This is a genomic window from Labrys sp. E2SS-1L, from assembly GCF_057073705.1.
In genome coordinates this window covers 688,148-709,505 of the sequence record NZ_CP172713.1, presented here as the reverse complement: position 1 = coordinate 709,505, position 21,358 = coordinate 688,148, and the positions used below count along the sequence as shown (strand labels likewise).

The window sequence follows — 21,358 nt, the reverse complement described above, 5'->3', positions numbered from 1 at the left end:
GGGCTGTGGAGGGCTGCCGTGGTTACAGGTTTGACAAGTCGTTTTCTGTGCGGCGCGAGTGCGATGGTGTTGTCTGCCATGCTGACGATGCCGGCCTCTGCGCAAAATCGTCCGGCGGGCAACGAGGAGCCGATCGAGCTCGATCCAGTCTATGTCACCGGCGAGAAGATCCGGCGCAGCCTCGATGAGACCGCATCCTCGGTGAGCGTGCTGACCGACAAGGACCTCGCCGAGAAGACGGGCGAAAACTCCCTGTCGGAGGCGCTCAACGATGTGCCGAACCTCGTGCCGATCGGCACGACCGGCGCGCCATCCATTCGCGGCCAGGATACCCAGGGGCCCAATGCCGGCTCGATCGCCTTTCTGTCCGGCACCGTGCCGCGCGCCAGCATCAATGTGGATGGCCACTATCTGAGCTTCTACGAGTATCTCTACGGCGGCACCTCGATCTGGGATGTCGACAGTGTCGAGGTCTTCCGCGGGCCGCAGACCACGTCGCAGGGTGCCAATGCCATCGCCGGTGCTATCCTAGTCAAGACCAAGGATCCGACCTTCAAGCCCGAAGCAGCCTATCAGATGGAATATGGCAGCTACGACACCAGGCGCGGTTCCTTCATGCTGTCGGGACCGCTCAGCCAGGATTTTGCGGCGCGCATCGCCGTGGATTATTGGGGTCGCAACACCTTCATCGACTACATTGCCCCCACCTTCGCCAAGGGCAAGACGGACCAATCCTTCGACGAATTGAACCTGCGCGCCAAGCTGCTCTGGCAGCCCCAGGCCATTCCCGGCCTTAAGGCCAAGCTGACGCTTGCCCATACCGACACGAACCGGCCGACCCTGGAAGCAGCCTTTCTGCCCTATGACGATCTCAAGAGCGGCACGCTGCAGATGCCGAGCTTCCGCCAGCGCACCAATACGGTGATCTTCGATCTGGAATACGACTTCCAGAACGGCATGAAGCTCTCCAACCAGACCCAATATTCGCAGTCACGCTATGATCGCTTCGGCGTACCGCGCTCAAACGGCAGCGCCGACATTGCCCAGAAGAACATCTCCAACGAATTGAAGCTCAATTTCGGCGAGGATAAGGACGTCTGGCACGGCGTCGTCGGGCTTTACTATGCTCACACCACCTCGGATGAATCGCTCGTCCTTCGCAATCGGCTGCTGCAACCGGGATTGTCGAGCTTCGACGACACCAAGGACAATGTCGGCGTGTTTGCCGAGGTCAATCGCAGGCTCGGTGAGCGCTGGCTCCTGACGGGCGGCCTGCGCTACGAGCACGACAGCGTCAAGCGCAACGGCTTCACCAGCCTGAATGCCATACCCATCGATTACAGCAAGAGCTTCGATGCCGTGCTGCCGAAGCTGTCGCTGGCCTATAAATTGACCGACAAGATCACCGTCGGCGCGCTGGTGAGCCGCGGTTACAACCCCGGTGGCGTTTCGTTCAACACGGCCGCGCTCGCGGGGGAAGATCCATGGAAACGCTTCAAGGCTGAGAAATTGTGGAACTACGAGCTGTTCACGCGCGCCCATTTTCTCGACGACAAGCTCTTCGTCACCGGCAATCTCTTCTACAATGATTTCAAGGATGCTCAGCGCTACGTCAGCGTTGCGGTCCCCGGTACCAGTCTCACCCAGCTCTATACGGTGAACGCCGAGAAAGCACATGCTTATGGCGCCGAACTCGGCTTCGACTACCGCATCCTCGACAATGTCAGGCTCAAGGCCGGGTTTGGGGCGCTCGTCTCCAACATCGACAAGATAACGAGCAAGCCCGAATATCAGGGCAACGAGTTCCAGAAGGCTCCCGGTTACATGCTCAGCCTCGGCGTGAGCTGGGATGTCACTCCCAAGCTCAACGTCTCGGCGGACCTGCGTCATCTCGACGGCTATTATTCGGATGATGCCAACTCGGCGACCCTCTCCGTCAAGCCCTATACCATCGCCGATGCCCGTGTGAGCTATCAGCTTAGCGAGCATGCCCAGATCTATGGTTATGTGAAGAACATCTTCGACGAGCGCGCGGCGACCTTCAGGCAGGTAAACCGCTCGACGAGCAGTGGCGCCGCTCAAATCGAAGCCGCCATGACCGCCCCGCGCATGGTCGGTATCGGGTTGCGCGGAACGTTCTGAGCAGGCTGCGCAAACCCACTCCATGGCCGATCCGGGGCTGCTTCGGATCGGCCGTTTCTATTCCGACGGGGGCAAGGATCGCGCCCGCCCGCCCCCGCCCCGCCCGAGCTCGGTGTCGGCGAAGCTCTCGGCAATGTAGTCCTCGAGGCGGATGATCGCCTCGCTCGAATTGCCGGCGAGCCGGTGCAGCCTGAGTTCGAGATGGCCAAGCGGCGGGAAATCGTCGCGCTCGCCGAGCATGCGCACCCCTGACGGCGCGGCGCTCTCGGCCATCACCGTCACGCCCAGCCCCGCCCGCACGGCGGCGGAAATGCCGTCATAGCTCGAGCTGAGATAGGCGATCCGGCAGGGCCTGCCGAGCCCGTTCAGCGTATCAAGGATGCGGTGCCGGTAGATGCAGGGCGGCGGTGCCACCACCAGGGGCAAAGGGCTCTGGGTGTGGCGCTCATGGTCGGCGCTCGTCATCCATACCAGCGGCTCGGTGAAGATCTGGCGTCCCTCCGTCAGGTTCGGCTCGTCATGCAAGGCAATCACGAGATCGAGGTCGCCATCGGCCTGGCGGCTGAGCAGGTTCTTGCTGAGGTCGCTCGTCACTTCCAGCATCACATTCGGATGGGACTGGGCGAACTTGCCCAGGAAGTCAGGCAGCAGCGAAGCCGTATATTCATGCGGGGCACCCAGCCGGATGCGCCCGGCGACCTTGGGCTGGCGCATGCTGGCAAGCGCCTCGTCATTCAAGGCCAGGATGCGGCGCGCGAACTGGGCGAGCAACGTTCCCTCCTGGGTGAGCTGCAGCTTGTGCGCATCCCTTTGAAAGAGCTGCGCAGCCACGATTTCCTCAAGCCGGCGGACCTGGAGGCTCACCGCCGACTGGCTGCGGCCGACCAATGCACCGGCGCGCGTAAAGCTGCCGGAATCGATGGCCTTCACGAAGGTGCGCAGGAGTTCCGTGGGAATGTTCTGCATGGCTTTATCATGAGAAATATCAATTCTAGCATTTGAACTATGAATTTCTGCAATGTCAAACGATCTGGCATATCCAGGTCATCCGGAGAGGTTGGCGCAGCCGGCGCCCCGGGATGCCAAGCCTACGCATAGACCAGCATTTGCGATACTTGATCTGACAAGAACACCACCGAGGACATGCCCATGGACGACCGGAATGAAGCTGACCGGAATGACCTTGGAAAGACGCCACTGACCGCGCTCAATGTCGCGCTCGGCGGCAGAATGGTGGAATTTGCAGGCTACGACATGCCCGTGCAGTTTCCCGAAGGCGTAGCGAAGGAACACCTCCATACCCGTGCCCTGGCTGGGCTGTTCGATGTCGGCCATATGGGCCAGGTCGTGCTCCGCGCGAAATCCGGGAAATACGAAGATGCGGCGCTGGCACTGGAGCGGCTGGTGCCGGTCGATGTGCTCGGGCTGAAGCCGGGGCGACAGCGCTACGGGCTTTTCACAGATGCCAAGGGCGGCATTCTCGACGATCTGATGTTCGCCAATCGCGGCGACCATCTCTTCCTGGTCGTCAACGCGGCCTGCAAGAGCCAAGACATCGCCCATCTGCGTGCCCATCTGTCCGAGGACTGCGAGATCGAGGAACTCACGGACCGCGGGCTCATTGCCCTCCAGGGGCCTGCCGCGGAGGCCGCGCTGGCCAAGCTTGCGCCGCTGGCCGCCGCCATGGCTTTCATGGACGTGAGGGAGCTGACCATTCTCGGCGTGTCCTGCCTGGTTTCCCGCTCGGGCTATTCGGGCGAGGACGGCTACGAAATCTCGGTACCCTCAGCCCAGGCGGAAGAGCTGGCCAAGGCCCTGCTCGCCGATCCCGATGTGCATCCCATCGGGCTTGGCGCACGCGATAGCCTTCGGCTCGAAGCGGGGCTCTGCCTCTACGGCAACGATATCGACACCTCCACGACGCCTGTCGCGGCGGCGCTCGAATGGGCCGTGCAGAAGGTGCGGCGCACCGGCGGCGCCCGGGAAGGCGGCTTTCCGGGAGCCGAAGTGATCCTACCCGAATTCGAGCATGGCGCACCACGCCGGCGCGTCGGCCTCGCCGCCGAAGGCCGCGCACCGATCCGAGCTGGTGCAGAACTCTTCATCGATGAAACCGCGCCGGCGCCGATCGGCCGCGTCACATCCGGCGGTTTCGGCCCCACCCTCGGCGCTCCCGTTGCGATGGGCTATGTTCCCACGGCCAGCGCCGAACCGGGCACCCGGCTCTTCGCCGAGGTGCGCGGCAAGCGCCTGCCGGTCGTCGTCGCCACCCTTCCCTTCATCACCCCGCGCTACAAGCGCAGCTGAGAGGCCCACCATGACGAAATTCACCGAAGACCATGAATGGCTCGACATCGCCGACGGCATCGCCACGGTCGGCATTACCGGTCATGCCGCCGAGCAGCTCGGCGACCTCGTCTTCGTCGAGTTGCCCGGTGTCGGCAAGCGCCTGTCGAAGGGCGATGTCGCGGCAACGGTCGAGTCCGTCAAGGCCGCCTCTGACGTCTATTGCCCGCTCGACGGCGAGATCGTCGAGGTAAACGAGGCCATCGTCAATGACCCGTCCCTCGTCAACTCCGATCCGCAGGCCGGCGGCTGGTTCTTCCGTCTCAAGCTCGCCAATGCCGGCGACGCGGCTGGCCTGATGGACGAAGCCGCCTACAAGGCCCATATCGGCTAGAGCATTTTGTGATCTGACGAAATCGTCAAGGATCGCAAAGACGCTCGAGCCAATTCTTTGAATTGGCTTGGAAACAAGGAGTTGGAGCAAACAAGCGTTCGGTCTCGAACGCACTTTGCTCTGAGAGGGCACGATGTCTCACACCGAAACCACCTACGATCCCTATGATTTTGCCAACAGGCGCCATATCGGCCCCTCCCCGGCTGAAATGACCGAGATGCTGAAGGCTGTCGGCGCAGACAGCCTCGATGGACTGATCGATGCCATCGTGCCGGCAGGCATCCGCCAGAAGGCGCCGCTCGCCTGGGGGCCAGCGCTGTCCGAGCACGGCGTGCTCAACCGCCTGCGCGAGGTCGCCGACAAGAACCGCGTGATGATCTCGCTGATCGGCCAGGGCTATTACGGCACCGTCACGCCGCCGGCGATCCAGCGCAACATCTTCGAGAACCCCGCCTGGTACACGGCCTACACGCCCTATCAGCCGGAGATCAGCCAGGGACGCCTCGAGGCCCTGCTGAACTTCCAGACGATGATCTCGGATCTGACCGCCCTCGACGTCGCCAATGCCTCGCTGCTGGACGAAGGCACCGCGGCCGCCGAGGCGATGGCGCTGTGCCGGCGTTCCGCCAAGTCCAAGGCGAACGCCTTCTTCGTCGACCACCATTGCCATCCCCAGACCATTGCGGTGATCCAGACCCGCGCCGCCGCGCTCGGCTGGGACGTCGTGGTCGGCGACCCCTTCGCCGATCTCGATCCGGCCGGCGTGTTCGGCGCGATCTTCCAATATCCCGGCACCTATGGCCATGTGCATGACTTCACTGGCGTGATCGAGGCGCTGCACGGCGCCGAGGCCCTGGCCTGCGTCGCCGCCGACCCGCTCGCCCTGACCATTCTCAAGGCGCCCGGCGAGATGGGGGCCGACATCGCAATCGGCTCGACCCAGCGCTTCGGCGTACCGATGGGCTATGGTGGCCCGCATGCCGCCTATATGGCGGTGCGCGACGCGCTCAAGCGCAGCATGCCCGGCCGCATCGTCGGCGTTTCGATCGACGCGCGCGGCAACCGCGCCTATCGCCTGTCGCTGCAGACGCGCGAGCAGCATATCCGCCGCGAAAAGGCGACTTCGAATGTCTGCACCGCCCAGGCGCTGCTGGCGGTGATGGCTTCGATGTATGCGGTGTTCCATGGCCCGACCGGGCTCAGGGCGATCGCCGAGCGTGTCCATCGCAAGATGGTGCGGCTGGTCAAGGGCCTGGAAAGCCAGGGCTATAAGGTCGAGCCGTCGACCTTCTTCGACACGGTGACGGTCGAGGTCGGTGCAGTCCAGGGCGCTATCCTGAAATCGGCCGAAGCCGAAGGCATCAACCTGCGCCGGGTCGGCACCAGCAAGATCGGCATAGCCTATGACGAGCGCACCCGCCGCGGCCATACCGAAGCCATCTGGCGCGCCTTCGGCATCGACCGCAAGGACGATGACCTCACCCATGACTATCGGCTGCCCGACGCCCTGGAGCGGACGTCTCCCTATCTGACCCATCCGATCTTTCATCTGAACCGCGCCGAAGCGGAAATGACGCGCTACATGCGCCGCCTCGCCGATCGCGATCTCGCACTCGACCGTTCGATGATCCCGCTCGGCTCCTGCACCATGAAGCTGAACGCCACTGCCGAGATGGCAGCACTGAGCTGGCCAGAGTTCGCCGACGTGCATCCCTTCGCCCCCGATAGCCAGACCAAGGGCTATGCCGAGGCGATCACCGATCTGGAGGCCAAGCTCTGCCAGATCACCGGCTATGACGCCTTCTCGATGCAGCCCAATTCCGGCGCACAGGGCGAATATGCCGGCCTCCTGACCATCCAGGCCTATCACCAGGCGCGCGGCGACCATCATCGCGACGTCTGCCTGATCCCGACCTCGGCCCATGGCACCAATCCCGCCTCCGCGCAGATGTGCGGCATGAAGGTGGTCGTCGTCGGCGTCGCGCCGAACGGGGACATCGACGTGGCCGACTTCCGCGCCAAGGCGGAGGCCCATTCGGCCAATCTCGCCGCCTGCATGATCACCTATCCCTCGACCCATGGCGTGTTCGAGGAGACGGTGCGCGAGATCTGCGAGATCACCCACGCCCATGGCGGCCAGGTCTATCTCGACGGCGCCAACATGAATGCCATGGTCGGGCTCGCCCGCCCCGGCGACATCGGCTCCGACGTCAGCCATCTCAACCTGCACAAGACCTTTGCCATCCCGCATGGCGGCGGCGGTCCGGGCATGGGGCCGATCGGCGTCAAGGCCCACCTGGCGCCCTATCTGCCGACCCTGCCACAAAGCGGCGAGAAGGGCGCGGTATCCTCGGCGCCCTATGGCTCGGCCTCGATCCTGCTGATCTCTTGGGCCTATTGCCTGCTGATGGGCGGCGAGGGCCTGACCCAGGCGACCAAGGTGGCGATCCTCAACGCCAACTACATCGCCAGCCGTCTCGCGTCTTCCTATCCGATCCTCTATTCGGCCAGGGGCCGGGTGGCGCATGAGTGTATCCTCGACACCCGCGTGCTCAAGGACCGCGCCGGCGTGAGCGTCGACGACATCGCCAAGCGGCTGATCGATTGCGGCTTCCATGCCCCGACCATGAGCTGGCCGGTGGCGGGTACGCTGATGGTGGAACCGACGGAGAGCGAACCCAAGGCCGAACTCGACCGCTTCATCGCGGCCATGCTCGGCATCGCGGCGGAGGCCGAGGCGATCGTGGCGGGCAAGCTCGATCCCGAAGACAACCCGCTCAAACATGCCCCACACACCGTGGAAGATCTGGTGGGCGAGTGGAACCGCTCCTACAGCCGCGAGATCGCCTGCTATCCGGCCGGCGCCTTCCGGGTCGACAAATATTGGTCGCCGGTCAACCGCGTCGACAATGTCTATGGCGACCGTAACCTGGTCTGTTCCTGCCCGCCGCTCGAAAGCTATGTCGAGGCGGCCGAATAAGGGCTAGAGCAAAGTGCGATTTCTCTGAATCGCACTTTATCTCTAACTCTTTGTTTTGACGCGTTTTCTTAATCGAAAAGTCTATCAGCTTTTCTGGAAAACGCTTCAATGACCACGCTGGATGCAGGCGATCTTCGGGATCGCCTGCCTTGAGTAGAGAGCCAGGCATGTTTCTGTCGATTTTCGACATCTTCAAGATCGGCATCGGGCCGTCCTCGTCTCACACGATGGGACCGATGGTGGCGGCGGGACGCTTCCTGGACGAATTGAAGGCTCTGGTGGAGCATAAATCCGCCATGGCGGACCTGCGGCTCAAGGTCAGCCTGCACGGTTCGCTCGCCTTCACCGGCCACGGCCATGCCACCGACCGGGCCGTCATCCTCGGACTGATGGGATTCCTGCCTGCCACCATCGACCCGGACCTGGCACAGGAAAAGGAAGCCGAGCTCCGCCAGGCGGGCGTGATCAGGCTTCCCGGCCTGCCGCCGCTCACCTTTGTCCCCGACACCGACCTCGTCTTCGACTATGGTCCGCCTCTGCCCGGCCATGCCAATGGCCTGGTCCTCGCCGCCACGGATGCGAATAGCGAGCTGCTTCTCAGCCGGACCTATTATTCGATCGGCGGCGGCTTCGTCCTGTCGGCCGAAGAGCTCGAAGCCCAGCGCAACAGGGATGCGGCCTCATCCGACGAACCGGGGGCGCTCGGCTTTCCCTATCCCTTCAGCACGGCTGCCGAAATGCTGGCGATGGGGGCTTCCTCCAATCTCAGCATCGCCGAGATGAAGCGGGCCAACGAGCACCTCGTCTATGGCGACACGCTGGACGACAGGCTCGATACGATCTGGGCTGCGATGGATGGTTGCATCGATCGCGGCTTGCGGCAGGACGGCATCCTCCCGGGGGGCCTGTCGGTGCGGCGCCGTGCGCACACCATTCACCAGCAGCTCCTGGCCGAACAGGGCCGCAATCTCGAACAGCCCCATGTCGTCAATGACTGGATCTCGATCTATGCCATGGCGGTCAACGAGGAGAACGCCGCCGGCGGGCGCGTCGTCACTTCGCCCACCAACGGGGCGGCCGGCGTGGTGCCGGCCGTGATCCGCTATTACCGCGACCATTGCCGCGGCTCGAGCCATGAAGGCATCCGCGATTTTCTGCTGGTCGCCGCCGCCATCGGCGGCATCATCAAGTACAACGCCTCGATCTCGGGGGCCGAAGTCGGCTGCCAGGGCGAGGTCGGATCGGCTTCGGCCATGGCGGCAGCAGGCCTCTGCGCCGCGCTCGGCGGCTCCAACGAACAGGTGGAGAACGCGGCCGAAATCGCGCTGGAACACCATCTGGGCATGACCTGCGATCCGGCCAAGGGCCTCGTACAGGTGCCGTGCATCGAGCGCAATGGGCTCGGCGCGATCAAGGCGGTGAGCGCCGCCAGCCTGGCCTTGCGCGGTGACGGCAAGCATTTCATGCCGCTCGACAATTGCATCGAGACGATGCGCCAGACCGGCATCGACATGAATCTCAAATACAAGGAGACCTCGACCGGCGGGCTTGCCGTCAACCTGCCGGAGTGCTGAGAGCCGGCGAGGCGAGTTGCGATCGGAACGAAGGCGTTGCTCTCTACGCCCCACCCTGCCGCCGCTGCGGAGCCTGGCTCACTCCTTCCTGGCGGCGAAGGCGTCGAGCGTGTGTTCGGCGCTGGCGATGGTGGGGGTGGCGACCTCCCCGGAGTCGAGATAGAGAATGCGCCCTTCCCGCGCCGGCTTGAGGAACTTGTCCCAGCCCGGCATGATCTTGCCGAGCCGGGCGCGTATCGCCGCTTCCGAGCGGTCCTTCTCGGCATAGCTGTTCATGATCACCAGCAGGTCGGGATCGACCCGCCCGAAGATCTCCGGGCTCAGCGGCGTGGCGAAGATCGAGCCGAGGCCCTTGCCTGCCCCCATGCCCTCCACCTTGGCCGGGTGATAGCCGAGATCCTCCAGGGCCTGGATCGCGCCCGAGATCTCACCGACCAGATTGACCTGGTCATGCACGATGACGGCCATATAGGTCCGCTCCCGCTCTCTGGGCGGCAGCTTGGCCTTGAGGGCGGCGACCCGGTCGAGATAGGCCTTTTTGCGCGCAGCGAATGCATCCTGCCGGCCAAGAAGCCTGGCCAGATCCTCCTCGACGCCGATACCGCGCGTCCTGCCGGTGCTGGCCTTCTGCAGATAGACCGGCGCGATCGCCGAAAGCTGGCCGGCCTTGTCGACATCGCGCTCGGTGCCGATGATCAGGTCCGGATCGAGCTTGCGCACCTTTTCCAGATCGATCTGGCCGACAGCGCCGATGCCGGTCGGCTTGGGGCCTTTTCTCGCCAGCACCGTATCGATGAAATCGACGGCGGTCAGCATCCGCCCGTCTTCGGAGCGGCCGTAGCTGCCGGCGATGTCGACGCCGAGGTCCAGAAGCGGTAGCCCCAGAAGGGGTTCATGCAGCACGATGATCCGTTTCGGATCCTGGGGAATGGTGACGGAGCGCCCGGTATCGTCGGTCACGGCGCGGTCCGCAGCCAAAGCCATCTGTGCCGCCAACATGGCCGGGATCAAAACGGCCCATCGCATGGTCTTGCGCATGGTCTTGCCTTTCAGTGTGTCCGAAACAGTTTGAGCGCCCTCAGGCGCAGGGAGAGGATGAAGAGCGGCACACCGACCAGAGTGAGGCTCAGCCCGAGCGGCATGGCGATCTCGCCAGCCACCGCCCTCGTCAACCCGTCGGCCGATATCACCAGGACCCCGCCCATCAGCCCGGCCAGGAACAGCCTCGCCCGGGCCAGCGCGGGTGAGAGGAAGCCGACGAGCTGGGGAGCCAGCACACCCAGGAACATCAGCGGGCCCACAGCGGTGACGGCGGCCGCGCCCAGCAGCACTGCGAGCACGAGTACGATCGGCCTCGACCAGCCGATCGGCTCGCCCAGAGCAAGCGCCATCTCCTCGCCGAGCTCGTAGGGGCCGAGCGCGTGCCCGGCCAGGAAGGCGACGGGCAGGCTGAGCAGGAACCAGGGAGCCAGGGCGGCGATCCCCGCCCAGCTCGCCTGGAACAGCGATCCCGCCAACCAGCTCGACAGGGCGTAGGATGTCTCGCTCGGCGTGTAGAGGATGAGCAGGGAAGCGATGGAGGACAGAACGGTCTCGATCGCGATGCCCATCAGCAGGATGGCGAGGCCGTTCGAACGCTCGCGCCCGACCAGGATAAGCAGGGCCAGGGCCACGCCGAGCCCTCCGCCCAGCGCCGCCAGCGGGATCAGGGCCTTCGATGCAGTCGGAGCATAGATCAGGAGCAGCATGATCATGATCATCGAGCCCTGGCTGAGTCCCAGCAGGCCGGGATCGGCCAGAGGATTGCGCGTGAGTGACTGCAGCATCGAAGCCGCCATCGCCACCAGCCAGCCGGCGAGAAAACCTGTGAGGATGCGGGGCAGCCGGACATCCCACAAGGCATAGGCCTTGTCGGGATCGAGCGGGGCGGCGCCGAGAGCAGCGGCGAGGTCCCCCAGCCCCGCTTTGATCGATCCCATGCCCAGGGACAATGCCGCCAGGGCGACAGCGGCCACGATCAGGAAGAAGCCGGCATAGAGATTGCCAAGCCGGATCTGCAGGCCACCAGGCCAACGCAGCACGGCCTTGCCGTCGACAGCCCGCGCCAGCTTCACGACGGGCTCCTTGCGGCCGTGCCGAGATAATAGCGCCGGACGATCAGGGCGAAGACCACGCCGCCCATCAGGTCCAGGAGCACGCCGGTGTGCAGGACATAGGGTTTGAAGGCCTCGCGCGCGGCAAGGTCAGCGAGCAGGCACAGGGCAGCGCCACAGACGGCGCAGGCCGGCAGGCCAAACTTGAATCCCCCGCCGACGAAGGGACGGACGAGATGCGGCACCACCAGGCCGACGAAGCCGATCGGCCCGCAGATCGCCACGGCGGAACCGGCGGCGCAGGCCACGGCCGTCAAGGCGAGGCGGGAAACGAGGGTGACGTCGACACCGAGCGAGGCCGCCTTGCCGTCGCCCAGGGCAATCAAGGTGAGCGGCCGTGCCAGCAATTGCAGCCCGATCAGGGCGATCGGGCCGATCCACCAGAAGCGCAGAAGGCGGTCGGCATAGACATGGTTGATGTTGCCGTTCACCCAGCCGAGGAAATCCATGCGCCGGGCCGGATCGGAGAGCAGGAAGGCATTGGCAATGCCGATGAAGAACATCGAGACCAGCGCGCCGGCCAGGATGAGCGCCAGGCCGCGCGGATCATGCGAGAGTCCGGCGAGCCGTGCCACCGTGAGGCTGGCGGCAAAGCCGACGACGGCACCGGTCAGGGCGGCGAGGCCCTGCGCATCGAGGCCGAAATCGAACAGATAGGCCCCGGCGACGACAAAGGCCGTGGCGCCGGCATTGATGCCCAGGGTCGAGGGGGAAGCGAGCGGGTTGCGGGTCAGGCCTTGGAGCACCAGGCCGCCGCAAGCCGTTGCAGCGCCGGCATAGAGGGCAATCAAGGCGCGTGGCAGCCTCTGATAGATGACGACATAGTCGTCATAGCTCGCCGGCTCGAAACGCAGGACCGCCGCGACAACCTCAGCTGGCGGAATCGCCTCCGCCCCGAAGCTCAGATTGGCGACGACGAGCAGCACGAGCACCGCGCATGCCGCGCCGAGAAGGAGCCAGCGCCGGATCATGCTGCGACCGGCTTTTCCGCTTGCACACGCGGCAGGCAGACGAGCCTGCCCTGCCGCTCGAAGATGTCGACGTCGAGATCGAAGACCTGCTCGACATTGCTGGAGGTCATCACCTGCCCGGCGGGTCCCTTGGCCACGACCTGCCCGTCATGCAGCATGATCACTTCATCGGCGAAGGTCGTCGCCAGATTGATGTCGTGCAGCACCATGACGATGGTCTTGCCTTGCTCGAGGGCGAGGCTCTGCACCAGTTCCAGCACGGCATATTGATATTTCAGGTCGAGATGGTTCACCGGCTCGTCCATCAGGATGATGGGCGTGTCCTGGGCCAGCACCATGGCGATCCAGGCGCGCTGCCTTTGGCCGCCGGAGAGCGAGGTGAGCGGCCGATGTGCCATGTCGGCAAGGCCTACTCTCTCGAGGGCCTGTCGAAACAGCAGCCGGTCACGCACGCTCGGGCCCGCCATCGCCGATGTCCGGGCATAGCCGGCCAATTCGATCAGCTCGCCCAGCGTCATATAGTCGGGACAGTGGCTGTCCTGCGGCAGATAGGCAATTTCGCGAGCGAGCGTCTTGCGCCCAATGACCCGGATCGACTGTCCCGCCAGGGTGATCTCGCCGGCGCTCAGGGGCAAAAAGCCCATGATCGCTTTCAGCAGGGTCGATTTTCCGCAACCATTCGGGCCGATCAGGACATTCAGGCGCCCAGGCTCGAAATCGACCGACACTCCCCGCAAGACGGGCTGCCTGCCATAGCCGGCCACCACATTGTTCGTCCTGAGCACCGTGTAATCACCCAACGCAAATCACGCTTGAATACAGATTAAGTTACGGTAAATCATCACGCAATTCTAAAATTGAAGCCAAGATACTTTATAACAATTCAACATTGCACCAATTGGAGGTCTGGTAATAGAATATGACAACCAAAAGAAGACTGCACATCGGCCTTTCTCTGGCTCCGACCTGGCTAAGTGGCGATGGCTGGCGGCGCCTAGACAGCAATATCGAGAATATTTACTCTGAAGGATTCTATCTGGACATTGCTCGGCGGGCGGAGACGGCCAGGCTGGATTTCGTGTTCCGGCCCGACACCCTCTTTCTCGATCCCCAGGCGCTTGAAACCGGCCCCGGCTTCGGCAGTCTCGATCCCACCATCCTGCTGGCGGCCATGGCGCGCGAAACCAGCCATGTCGGCCTGCTCACCACCATCTCCACCACCTTCAATTCGCCCTATGTGGTGGCGCGCCAGTTGCAATCCCTCAACTGGCTGAGCAAGGGTCGGGTCGGCTGGAACATCGTCACGGCACTGGACGGCAACGAGAATTTCGGCCTGCCGGCCATGCCCTCGGCCGGGGAACGCTATGAGCGTGCCGCCGAGTTCACGCAAATCGTGCGCAGGCTCTGGGCGAGCTATCCGCAGGACGCCCTGAAGCAGGATCGCGAGAGCGGCCGCTATGCCGTTTCGGCCCTCGTACAGCCGATCGATCACGTGGGCGTCCGTTTCAGCGTCAAGGGGCCGCTCAATCTGCCGGCCTATGGCACATCCTCGATTCCGCTGATCCAGGCCGGCGCCTCGCCGACGGGGCGCGATTTCGCCGCTTCGGTCGCCGACGCCATCTTCGCCTCGACCCCCGACATGGCAGCCGCGCTGGAGTTGCGCAACGATCTCAGGCAGCGTGCACTTGGCCATGGCCGCAGAGCCGAGGACATTCGCGTGCTGCCGGGCCTCAGCCTCTATCTCGCTTCCAATCGAAGCGAGGCGCGGGCACTCTTTGCACAGACCCATGCCCGCGCCGATACGGGGCGCAGGTTCAAGGCCATCCGGGACATGACGGGCCTCGACCTCTCGCGCTGGCCCGACGACCGCCGCGTCACCGCAGCCGATCTGCCCGAGGTGGTCCCGGCACTGCGCAGCCGCACCCATGCCGACCTCCTGCTTCGCCTGATCCGCAACGAACAGCCGACGGTCGCCGAACTTCTGACGCGGCCCGAGGTGATCGGCTCGGCGCATTGGCGCGTCATCGGAACGGCGCAGGAGGCAGCCAAGCAGGTCCGGCAATGGGCAAGTGCCGGCGCGATCGACGGCTTCGTCATTCTGCCCGGCGGATCGGCCGAAGCACTCCGGCTGGCCCTCGAGTATCTCGTGCCGCAGCTGGCCGAGGCCGGATTGTTCCGGCAGGCGTATCGCGGATCGACTTTCGCCGATCATCTCAGGGACGACGGCGATATCTGACGTGCGGCGTACCCTGGCCGCTCGCCTCAGCCATATTGCGCCAGGCCCCGGCCGAGGGACCAGTTCACCTTGGCAACCTCGACGAGGCTGACGAAGACGTCTTCGGACCGAATGCCCGGATTCTCCGCAAGGCGCTCTGCGATCCGTCGGAACAAGGCCCTTTTCTGCGCCTCGCTACGCGTATTGCTTACGGTGAGCTGGATCAGCACGAGGTCGTCGCTGCGGGCAACGTCGAAATAGTGGGCGCCATAGCGGAAATTATCAGCCTCGTGCTCGGTGATGGTCATGAACTGATCGTCCTCGGGCACGTCGAAGGTCTCGCGCATGGCCTGGTAGAGGCCATCGAAGATTGCCTGGCGATAGGCTCGCGGCTTTCCGGCACGCATCGCGATGTGTGTAAGCGGCATGGAGTCTCTCCTCTGTGATACGATCCGAGCCTAGATGCCGCTCCTTCATTTTGATATTCTATGGATACTGATATCAGTAATAAGCGATGAAAATGATGGAGCGTCCGCTCGACCTCGATGCCGTCAGGGCTTTTGTGCATATTGCCGACCTCGACAGCTTCACGCGGGCTGCCGAGGTCCTGCAAACGACGCAGGCCGCCGTCAGCCTGAAACTGAAGCGGCTGGAAGAAAGGCTCGGCTGCCGCCTGGTCGAGCGCACCCCTCGCTATGTGCAGCTTTCACCCCAGGGTACCGCCTTTCTCGAACCGGCCCGCGAGCTCCTGGCGGGGCACGAGCGCGCGCTCGCCGTCTTTGCGACCACGCGCCAGCGCCTCACCATCGGCCTCAGTGATCATGTCGCCGGGCCCGACCTGCCGGCGCTGATCGCGCGCATGAACGCCCAGGACCCGCAGCTTCTGATCGAGATCCGCATCGGGTCCTCGGGTGACCTTTTGCAGAGCTTCGACCGGCGCGAGCTCGACACCGTGATCGTGCGCCTGCATGCCGGCCGAAGCGATGGCGAGGTGATCGCCGAGGAGAGATTCGGCTGGTTTGCCGCACCCGACTGGCAGAAGCGGGCGGATGAACCCTTGCCCTTGGCGACGATGGCCGAGCCCTGCGGCGTACGCGCGATGGCCGGCCGTCTGCTTGATGACGCCGGCCTGCCCTGGCGCGAGAGTTTCGTTGGCGGCGGGGTGGCGGCGGTGACGGCAGCCGTGATGGCCGGGCTCGGCGTTGCCGCCCTGGCGCCGCGCATGCTGCCCCTCGGGGCCGTCGAGGTTGGTGCCAGGCTTGGCCTGCCCGAATTGCCGCGTCTGCCGGTGTTGCTGCACAGCCGAGTCAGACAAGACCGGCCACGCGAGGCACTCGCCGCACTCGCAGCTGCCTTCCGCGCTGCCGTACGAGGATAACTCACCTCACTTATATGATTAGATAATACACACAGTGCCTTGAAATATAATTGTTATCTCTGATTGTTTCTAGCCGCCACCTAACGCCGGACATCCCCGCCGGCTCTGCCGCGGTATCGCCCCTCATCGCGAAACGGTTGATCGCGTCCACGCCCGCCTTTATCCCTCTTGTCGACAAGAGGATTCCAGAATGAAGAAGAAAGCAGCGGGTGGTGCGGCCACGGAGAGCAAGGGCGGCTCCGCGGAGCGCAAGCGTGGCTCCGGCGTGAAGATGGTCTATGACCTCCTGCGCGACGAGATCCTTGATCTGGTGCTGCCGCCCGGCAGCCCGATCGACGAAGTCCAGTTGGCGGAACGCTTCAAGATGTCCCGCACGCCGATCCGCGAAGCCCTGGTAAGGCTGGCGGGCGAGGGATTGATCGACACCCTCCCCAACCGCTCGACCATGGTGTCGAGCATCGACTTCCTCAACATGTCGCCGTTCTTCGACGCCCTGGTGCTGATGTACAGGGTGACGACGAGGCTGGCGGCCGAGCATCACCGCGGGCAGGACCTGGAGGCGATCCGCGCACGCCAGGGCGAATTCGCCGCCGCCGTCACGGCCCAGGACGCGCTGGCGATGATCGCTACCAATGCCGCCTTTCATTCGGCCATCGCCGAAGCCGGCCGCAATCCCTATTTCACCGGCCTGTTCAAGCGGCTGCTCGACGAGAACCGGCGTTTCCTGCGCCTCTATTATCAATCCTTCGACGACCGACTGCCGCGGCGCTTCGTCGACGAGCATGAGGATATGATCGCGGCGATCGTGGCACGCGACGTCGACCTCTCCGACAAGCTCGCCAAGATCCATGCCGAGCAGATCGTCGAGCAGATCCGCAAATTGCTGGTCCGCGACCGCCGGCTCGAAATCGCCCTCTGAAACGCCTTGCGCAGCATCATGTCGATACAGATAAAGACATTTTGAAACAAGGCATTAGGATAAATTTCGTACCGGGACAGCCAGTTTCTTTGGCGCTCTTGTCGATTTCTTGTCGACAAATAAAATACAAAGGCGTATGAAGGTGCCGACGATAGGAATCGGCGCCCATCTGGAACTGCGATCGAGCCTATCCCCCCGGCCAACAGAGGAGCCCGAGATGAAGGCCAAGATTTTCTCCGGTGTCATTCCCGCGCTGATGACCCCGTGCAAGGCGGATCGCAGCCCGGATTTCGAGGCCCTCGTACGCAAGGGCAAGCAACTCATCGGAGAGGGCATGTCGGCCGTGGTCTATTGCGGCTCGATGGGTGACTGGCCCCTCCTCACCGATGCCCAGCGCATGGAAGGCGTCGAGCGCCTGGTCAAGGCCGGCGTCCCGGTGATCGTCGGCACCGGCGCGGTCAACACCGCTTCGGCCGTGGCCCATGCCGCCCACGCCCAGAAGGTCGGCGCCCAGGGCCTGATGGTGATCCCGCGCGTCCTGTCGCGCGGCTCGGTCGTCGCGGCCCAGAAAGAGCATTTCAAGGCCATCCTGACCGCTGCCCCCGATCTGCCGGCCGTGATCTACAACAGCCCCTACTACGGCTTTGCCACCCGCGCCGACCTGTTCTTCGCCCTCCGGGCCGAACACCCCAACCTGGTCGGCTTCAAGGAATTCGGCGGCCCGGCCGACATGCGCTATGCGGCCGAGAACATCACCAGCCGCGACGACGGCGTCTCCCTGATGATCGGCGTCGATACCGCCGTATTCCACGGCTTCGTCAATTGCGGCGCCACCGGCGCGATCACCGGCATCGGCAATGTCCTGCCCAAGGAAGTGATTCATCTGTGCAAGCTGTCCGAGGCCGCCGCTGCCGGTGACGTCGACGCCCGCCAGCGCGCCCAGGAGCTGGAGCAGGCCCTGGCCGTGCTGTCTTCCTTCGACGAAGGGCCGGACCTGGTCCTCTTCTTCAAGCACATGATGGTGGTGAAGGGCGACAAGGAATACGCCCTCAACTTCAACGAGACCGATGTGCTGTCCGACAGCCAGCGCGGCTATGCCGAAACGCAGCTCAAACTGTTCGATACTTGGTATGCCGCCTGGAGCCGCCTGCCCGGCGCCGTGCAGAAATGCGCCGCCTGACGGCATCGTGACAACGGCGAGACGATTGGTGGCGGGTCTTCGGGCCCGCCTCTTTTTTTGGCAGAAGGCTTGAAGGATTGGGACAGGCCACCGCACCCCCTCATCCGCTCCTTCGGGGCACCTTCCCCCGCAAGGGGAGAAGGCGATTGTCGAGCGCAGCGCCTTGAAAAATCATCCCCTTCTCCCCTTGCGGGAGAAGGTGCCGGCAGGCGGATGAGGGGTCGTGCTGCCCTATCCCAGCCTTTCCCGGTTCGTTCCAAACACCTTGAAAAGGCTGGTTCTGAAGACCAGCCCCCCTCAATCAACCGCGTCGAGGCCGAGCGCCAGTAGCCGGTCGAGCCCATCGACTTCGGCGGCGCTGAGGACGATGCCCTCCGCCTCCGACTGGGCACGCGCCGCAAAGCGACGCTGGGATGGCAGCCTGGCGCCCTGCCCGACGATGGTTTCGAACAGGATCTCGGCTCGGGCAAAGGGATCGCCTGGCCGCCCCGCAGCGAATTTCTCGGGCGAAAAGGCGAGGATCAATTCGCCATGGGCCGGCGCCAGGGTGGTAGTGCCCAGGGCTTCCAGCGCTTCGGGGCTGGTGAGATCCCCGATCATGATGCCGGCCAGGAGTTCGACCATCGTGCCGATCGCCGAGCCCTTATGACCACCGAAAGGCAGCATGGCGCCGGCAAGCGCCGCCACCGGATCGGTCGTCGGCTTGCCCTCGGCATCGATCGCCCAGCCCTCGGGCAGCGGCTTGCCGGCCCGACGGTGCAACTCGATCTCGCCGCGGGCTGCAACCGAGGTGGCGAAGTCGAAGACATAGGGTGGCTTGTTTTGGCGCGGCCAGCCGAAGCCGAAGGGGTTGGTGCCGAGTAGGGGCTTGTTGCCGCCGGTGGGCGCCACGGCCGAGTAGCTCGGGCACATCACGAGGGCGGCGAGGCCCTGCTCCGTCACGGCCTCCACTTCGGGCCAGAGCGCCGAGAAATGCGTGCAGTCATTGATCACCAGCGCGGCCAGGCCATAGAGGCGGGCGCGCTCGACCAGGAGGGGCAGGCCAAGCTCGAAGGCCGGATTGGCAAAGCCGCCTTTGGCATTGACCTTGACGACGGCGGAGGCGTCCTCTGCCGACAGGACAGGCTCGGCGTCGGGGCGAACCTTGCCGGCCCTCACCGTGCGCAAGGCGCCTTCGATGCGGTAGATGCCATGCGATTTGCAGGCGTCGCGCTCGCCGCCGACGATCACGCGCGTCACGGCGCCGGCCTGGGCTGCATTGAAGCCGGCCTTGCGGAAGATCGCTTCCACCTGCTCGCTCAGTTCCTTCGTCGTCAACACACGCCCGTCCGTCATAGCTCGCCTTTCCTCGTCATTCGCGTCGTCTCAGCCTATCACGGCTTGCCGATAAAAATACATAGTGTATACATATAATCGACAATCGCGTTTGAATTTCGCGTTTCCCTCGCAAGGTCTGGAAGGAATGGCATATGGGTTTCACTCCCACAGGCAAGCATCTTGTCGCAGGTGACTGGCTCGAAGGCGAAGGCTTCTTCGCATCCTCCCCCGCCCATGGGCCGGCGCACCGGTTTTCCGTCGGCACCGGCGCCCTGGTGGACCGAGCCTGCGAAGCGGCGGAGGAAGCATTCTGGCATTTCGGCTATGCCAAGCGCTGGGAGCGCGCCGCCTTCCTGCGCGTCATCGCCGAGGAGATCGAGGCCCGCGGCGAGGCGATCACCGAGATCGGCAGCCAGGAAACCGGCCTGCCTGCCGCGCGCCTGCAGGGAGAGCGGGCTCGCACCACCGGCCAGCTCCGGCTCTTTGCCGATCATATCGAGCTGGGCGGTTATCTCGATCGCCGTGTGGATGTGGCCTCGCCCGATCGCCAGCCAGCACCACGGCCCGAGATCCGCATGATGCAGCGCCCCATCGGCCCGGTCGCTGTGTTCGGCGCCTCCAACTTCCCCCTCGCCTTCTCGACCGCCGGCGGTGATACCGCCGCTGCACTTGCAGCAGGCTGTCCCGTGGTGGTCAAGGGCCACTCCGCTCACCCCGGAACGGGAGAAATCGTCGCCGAGGCCATCGATGCCGCGATCCGCAGAAGCGGTGTGCATCCGGGCGTGTTCTCCCTGATCCAGGGCAATAGTCGCGAGATCGGCCAGGCCATCGTGCAGCATCCCCTGATCAAGGCCGTCGGCTTCACCGGTTCGCTCGCCGGCGGCCGGGCGCTCTTCGATCTGTGCGCAGCCCGCCCCGAACCAATCCCCTTCTTCGGAGAGCTCGGATCGGTCAACCCGATGTTCCTGCTGCCCGAAGCGCTCAGGGCGCGACCCGAGGCTCTCGCCCAGGGCTGGGCCGCCTCCCTGACGATGGGAGCGGGCCAGTTCTGCACCAACCCCGGCATCGCCGTGGTGATCGAGGGTCCCGAGGCCGACCGCTTCACCGCCGCTGCGACCGAAGCACTCGGCAAGGTGGCACCGCAGACCATGCTGTCGGACGGCATTGCCCGCTCCTACCATGAAGGTCAGGCGCGCATGTCCGAGCGCAACGCTGTCCGTCCCCTGCTGGCGACGCCGATGTCGGGCCGCGAGGTCTCGCCGAGCCTATTCGAGACCTCCAGCAAGCGCTTCCTGGCCGACCACGCCCTCGGCGAGGAGGTATTCGGCCCGCTTGGCCTGGTGGTGCGAGCGTCGTCGGTTGAGGATATGGAGCGGCTGGCCCGCGCCTTCGTGGGCCAGCTGACCGTGACCATTCACATGGAGCCGGCGGATCTTGCCGCCGCCCGCCGCCTGCTACCCATCCTCGAACGTAAGGCCGGGCGCGTGCTCGTCAACGGCTTTCCCACCGGCGTCGAGGTCGTTGACGCCATGGTCCATGGCGGCCCCTATCCGGCCTCGACCAATTTCGGTGCGACCAGCGTCGGCACTCTGTCGATCCGGCGTTTCCTGCGTCCCGTGGCCTACCAGAACCTGCCGCAGGGCCTGCTGCCCGAGGACCTCGACGGCTGAACCTCGAGGCAGGACCCTCGATCGTTGCAAATGACGGCATCTGCCGTCCTCGGCCGGCCTCCGGTTGCGCCGGGAACGGCGGCACTGTCAGAATGTAATTGCTCACCGGGGGGCTACGCGACCTTGATGGCAGGGGGTGAGGAACCACGTCGGAATAATTTATGCCCACACATAAAATT

The 21,358-nt window shown here is 64.4% G+C and carries 17 protein-coding genes; 10 read left to right on the top strand and 7 right to left on the bottom strand.

Translation table 11 applies throughout. The features are described 5' to 3' along the window. Positions 1–78 precede the first annotated feature (78 nt). The gene (locus tag ACIGJE_RS28960; RefSeq protein ID WP_483681151.1) at positions 79–2,142 is read left to right on the top strand and encodes a TonB-dependent receptor; all 2,064 of its coding nucleotides are present in this window, start codon (positions 79–81) and stop codon (positions 2,140–2,142) included. Positions 2,143–2,199: 57 nt separating this feature from the next. On the opposite strand, the gene ACIGJE_RS28955 is transcribed toward ACIGJE_RS28960, so the two are convergent. Beyond that, positions 2,200–3,108 carry a LysR substrate-binding domain-containing protein gene (locus ACIGJE_RS28955; protein ID WP_483681150.1) on the bottom strand — a complete coding sequence of 303 codons (909 nt, stop codon included), beginning with the start codon at positions 3,106–3,108 and terminating at the stop codon, positions 2,200–2,202. A gap of 183 nt (positions 3,109–3,291) precedes the next feature. Between ACIGJE_RS28955 and gcvT the strand changes: the two genes are divergently transcribed. The 4 genes from gcvT (at position 3,292) to ACIGJE_RS28935 (ending at position 9,376) form a co-directional block, all read left to right on the top strand. Further along, positions 3,292–4,449: a glycine cleavage system aminomethyltransferase GcvT gene (gcvT, locus tag ACIGJE_RS28950; protein WP_483681148.1), complete on the top strand. Its 1,158-nt coding sequence runs from the start codon at positions 3,292–3,294 to the stop codon at positions 4,447–4,449. A 10-nt stretch (positions 4,450–4,459) separates the two neighbouring features. After that, a complete protein-coding gene (gene gcvH, locus ACIGJE_RS28945; RefSeq protein WP_483681147.1) occupies positions 4,460–4,822 on the top strand; it encodes a glycine cleavage system protein GcvH in 363 nt (120 codons plus the stop codon). 133 nt (positions 4,823–4,955) lie between these two features. Then, entirely contained in the window at positions 4,956–7,802 is a 2,847-nt protein-coding gene (gene gcvP, locus ACIGJE_RS28940; protein WP_483681145.1) for an aminomethyl-transferring glycine dehydrogenase, read from the top strand. 167 nt (positions 7,803–7,969) lie between these two features. Then, positions 7,970–9,376, top strand: a complete 1,407-nt coding sequence (locus ACIGJE_RS28935; protein ID WP_483681144.1) for an L-serine ammonia-lyase — start codon at positions 7,970–7,972, stop codon at positions 9,374–9,376. Positions 9,377–9,454: 78 nt separating this feature from the next. Here ACIGJE_RS28935 and ACIGJE_RS28930 read toward each other — a convergent pair whose 3' ends face one another. The 4 genes from ACIGJE_RS28930 to ACIGJE_RS28915 form a co-directional block, all read right to left on the bottom strand. Continuing rightward, entirely contained in the window at positions 9,455–10,360 is a 906-nt protein-coding gene (locus tag ACIGJE_RS28930; protein ID WP_483681142.1) for an ABC transporter substrate-binding protein, read from the bottom strand. Between the two features lie 65 nt (positions 10,361–10,425). Further along, positions 10,426–11,490, bottom strand: coding sequence for a FecCD family ABC transporter permease (locus ACIGJE_RS28925; protein ID WP_483681140.1), 1,065 nt, complete (start codon positions 11,488–11,490; stop codon positions 10,426–10,428). Further along, on the bottom strand, positions 11,487–12,500 hold the full coding sequence (locus tag ACIGJE_RS28920; protein WP_483681138.1) for a FecCD family ABC transporter permease: 1,014 nt from the start codon (positions 12,498–12,500) through the stop codon (positions 11,487–11,489). Before ACIGJE_RS28920 ends, ACIGJE_RS28925 begins: the two co-directional genes overlap by 4 nt. Beyond that, complete coding sequence (locus ACIGJE_RS28915; RefSeq protein ID WP_483681136.1) at positions 12,497–13,285, bottom strand: ABC transporter ATP-binding protein; 789 nt, start codon at positions 13,283–13,285, stop codon at positions 12,497–12,499. The genes ACIGJE_RS28920 and ACIGJE_RS28915 overlap by 4 nt, the downstream gene beginning before the upstream one ends. A 134-nt stretch (positions 13,286–13,419) precedes the next feature. On the opposite strand from ACIGJE_RS28915, the gene ACIGJE_RS28910 reads away from it, so the two are divergent. Continuing rightward, entirely contained in the window at positions 13,420–14,736 is a 1,317-nt protein-coding gene (locus tag ACIGJE_RS28910; protein ID WP_483681135.1) for an NtaA/DmoA family FMN-dependent monooxygenase, read from the top strand. Between the two features lie 26 nt (positions 14,737–14,762). Here the strand turns inward: ACIGJE_RS28910 and ACIGJE_RS28905 are convergent, their stop codons facing one another. Then, entirely contained in the window at positions 14,763–15,143 is a 381-nt protein-coding gene (locus ACIGJE_RS28905; RefSeq protein ID WP_367624422.1) for a tautomerase family protein, read from the bottom strand. 92 nt (positions 15,144–15,235) lie between these two features. Between ACIGJE_RS28905 and ACIGJE_RS28900 the strand changes: the two genes are divergently transcribed. From ACIGJE_RS28900 to ACIGJE_RS28890, 3 genes are all read left to right on the top strand, one after another. Continuing rightward, the gene (locus tag ACIGJE_RS28900; protein WP_483681133.1) at positions 15,236–16,093 is read left to right on the top strand and encodes a LysR family transcriptional regulator; all 858 of its coding nucleotides are present in this window, start codon (positions 15,236–15,238) and stop codon (positions 16,091–16,093) included. A gap of 190 nt (positions 16,094–16,283) precedes the next feature. Continuing rightward, positions 16,284–17,012 carry a GntR family transcriptional regulator gene (locus ACIGJE_RS28895; RefSeq protein ID WP_311941122.1) on the top strand — a complete coding sequence of 243 codons (729 nt, stop codon included), beginning with the start codon at positions 16,284–16,286 and terminating at the stop codon, positions 17,010–17,012. A 217-nt stretch (positions 17,013–17,229) separates the two neighbouring features. Further along, the gene (locus ACIGJE_RS28890) at positions 17,230–18,192 is read left to right on the top strand and encodes a dihydrodipicolinate synthase family protein (protein WP_311941119.1); all 963 of its coding nucleotides are present in this window, start codon (positions 17,230–17,232) and stop codon (positions 18,190–18,192) included. 297 nt (positions 18,193–18,489) lie between these two features. On the opposite strand, the gene ACIGJE_RS28885 is transcribed toward ACIGJE_RS28890, so the two are convergent. After that, entirely contained in the window at positions 18,490–19,527 is a 1,038-nt protein-coding gene (locus tag ACIGJE_RS28885; protein ID WP_483681131.1) for an Ldh family oxidoreductase, read from the bottom strand. A gap of 134 nt (positions 19,528–19,661) precedes the next feature. On the opposite strand from ACIGJE_RS28885, the gene ACIGJE_RS28880 reads away from it, so the two are divergent. Then, positions 19,662–21,179: an aldehyde dehydrogenase (NADP(+)) gene (locus ACIGJE_RS28880; RefSeq protein WP_483681129.1), complete on the top strand. Its 1,518-nt coding sequence runs from the start codon at positions 19,662–19,664 to the stop codon at positions 21,177–21,179. The last annotated feature ends 179 nt before the right edge of the window (positions 21,180–21,358 follow it).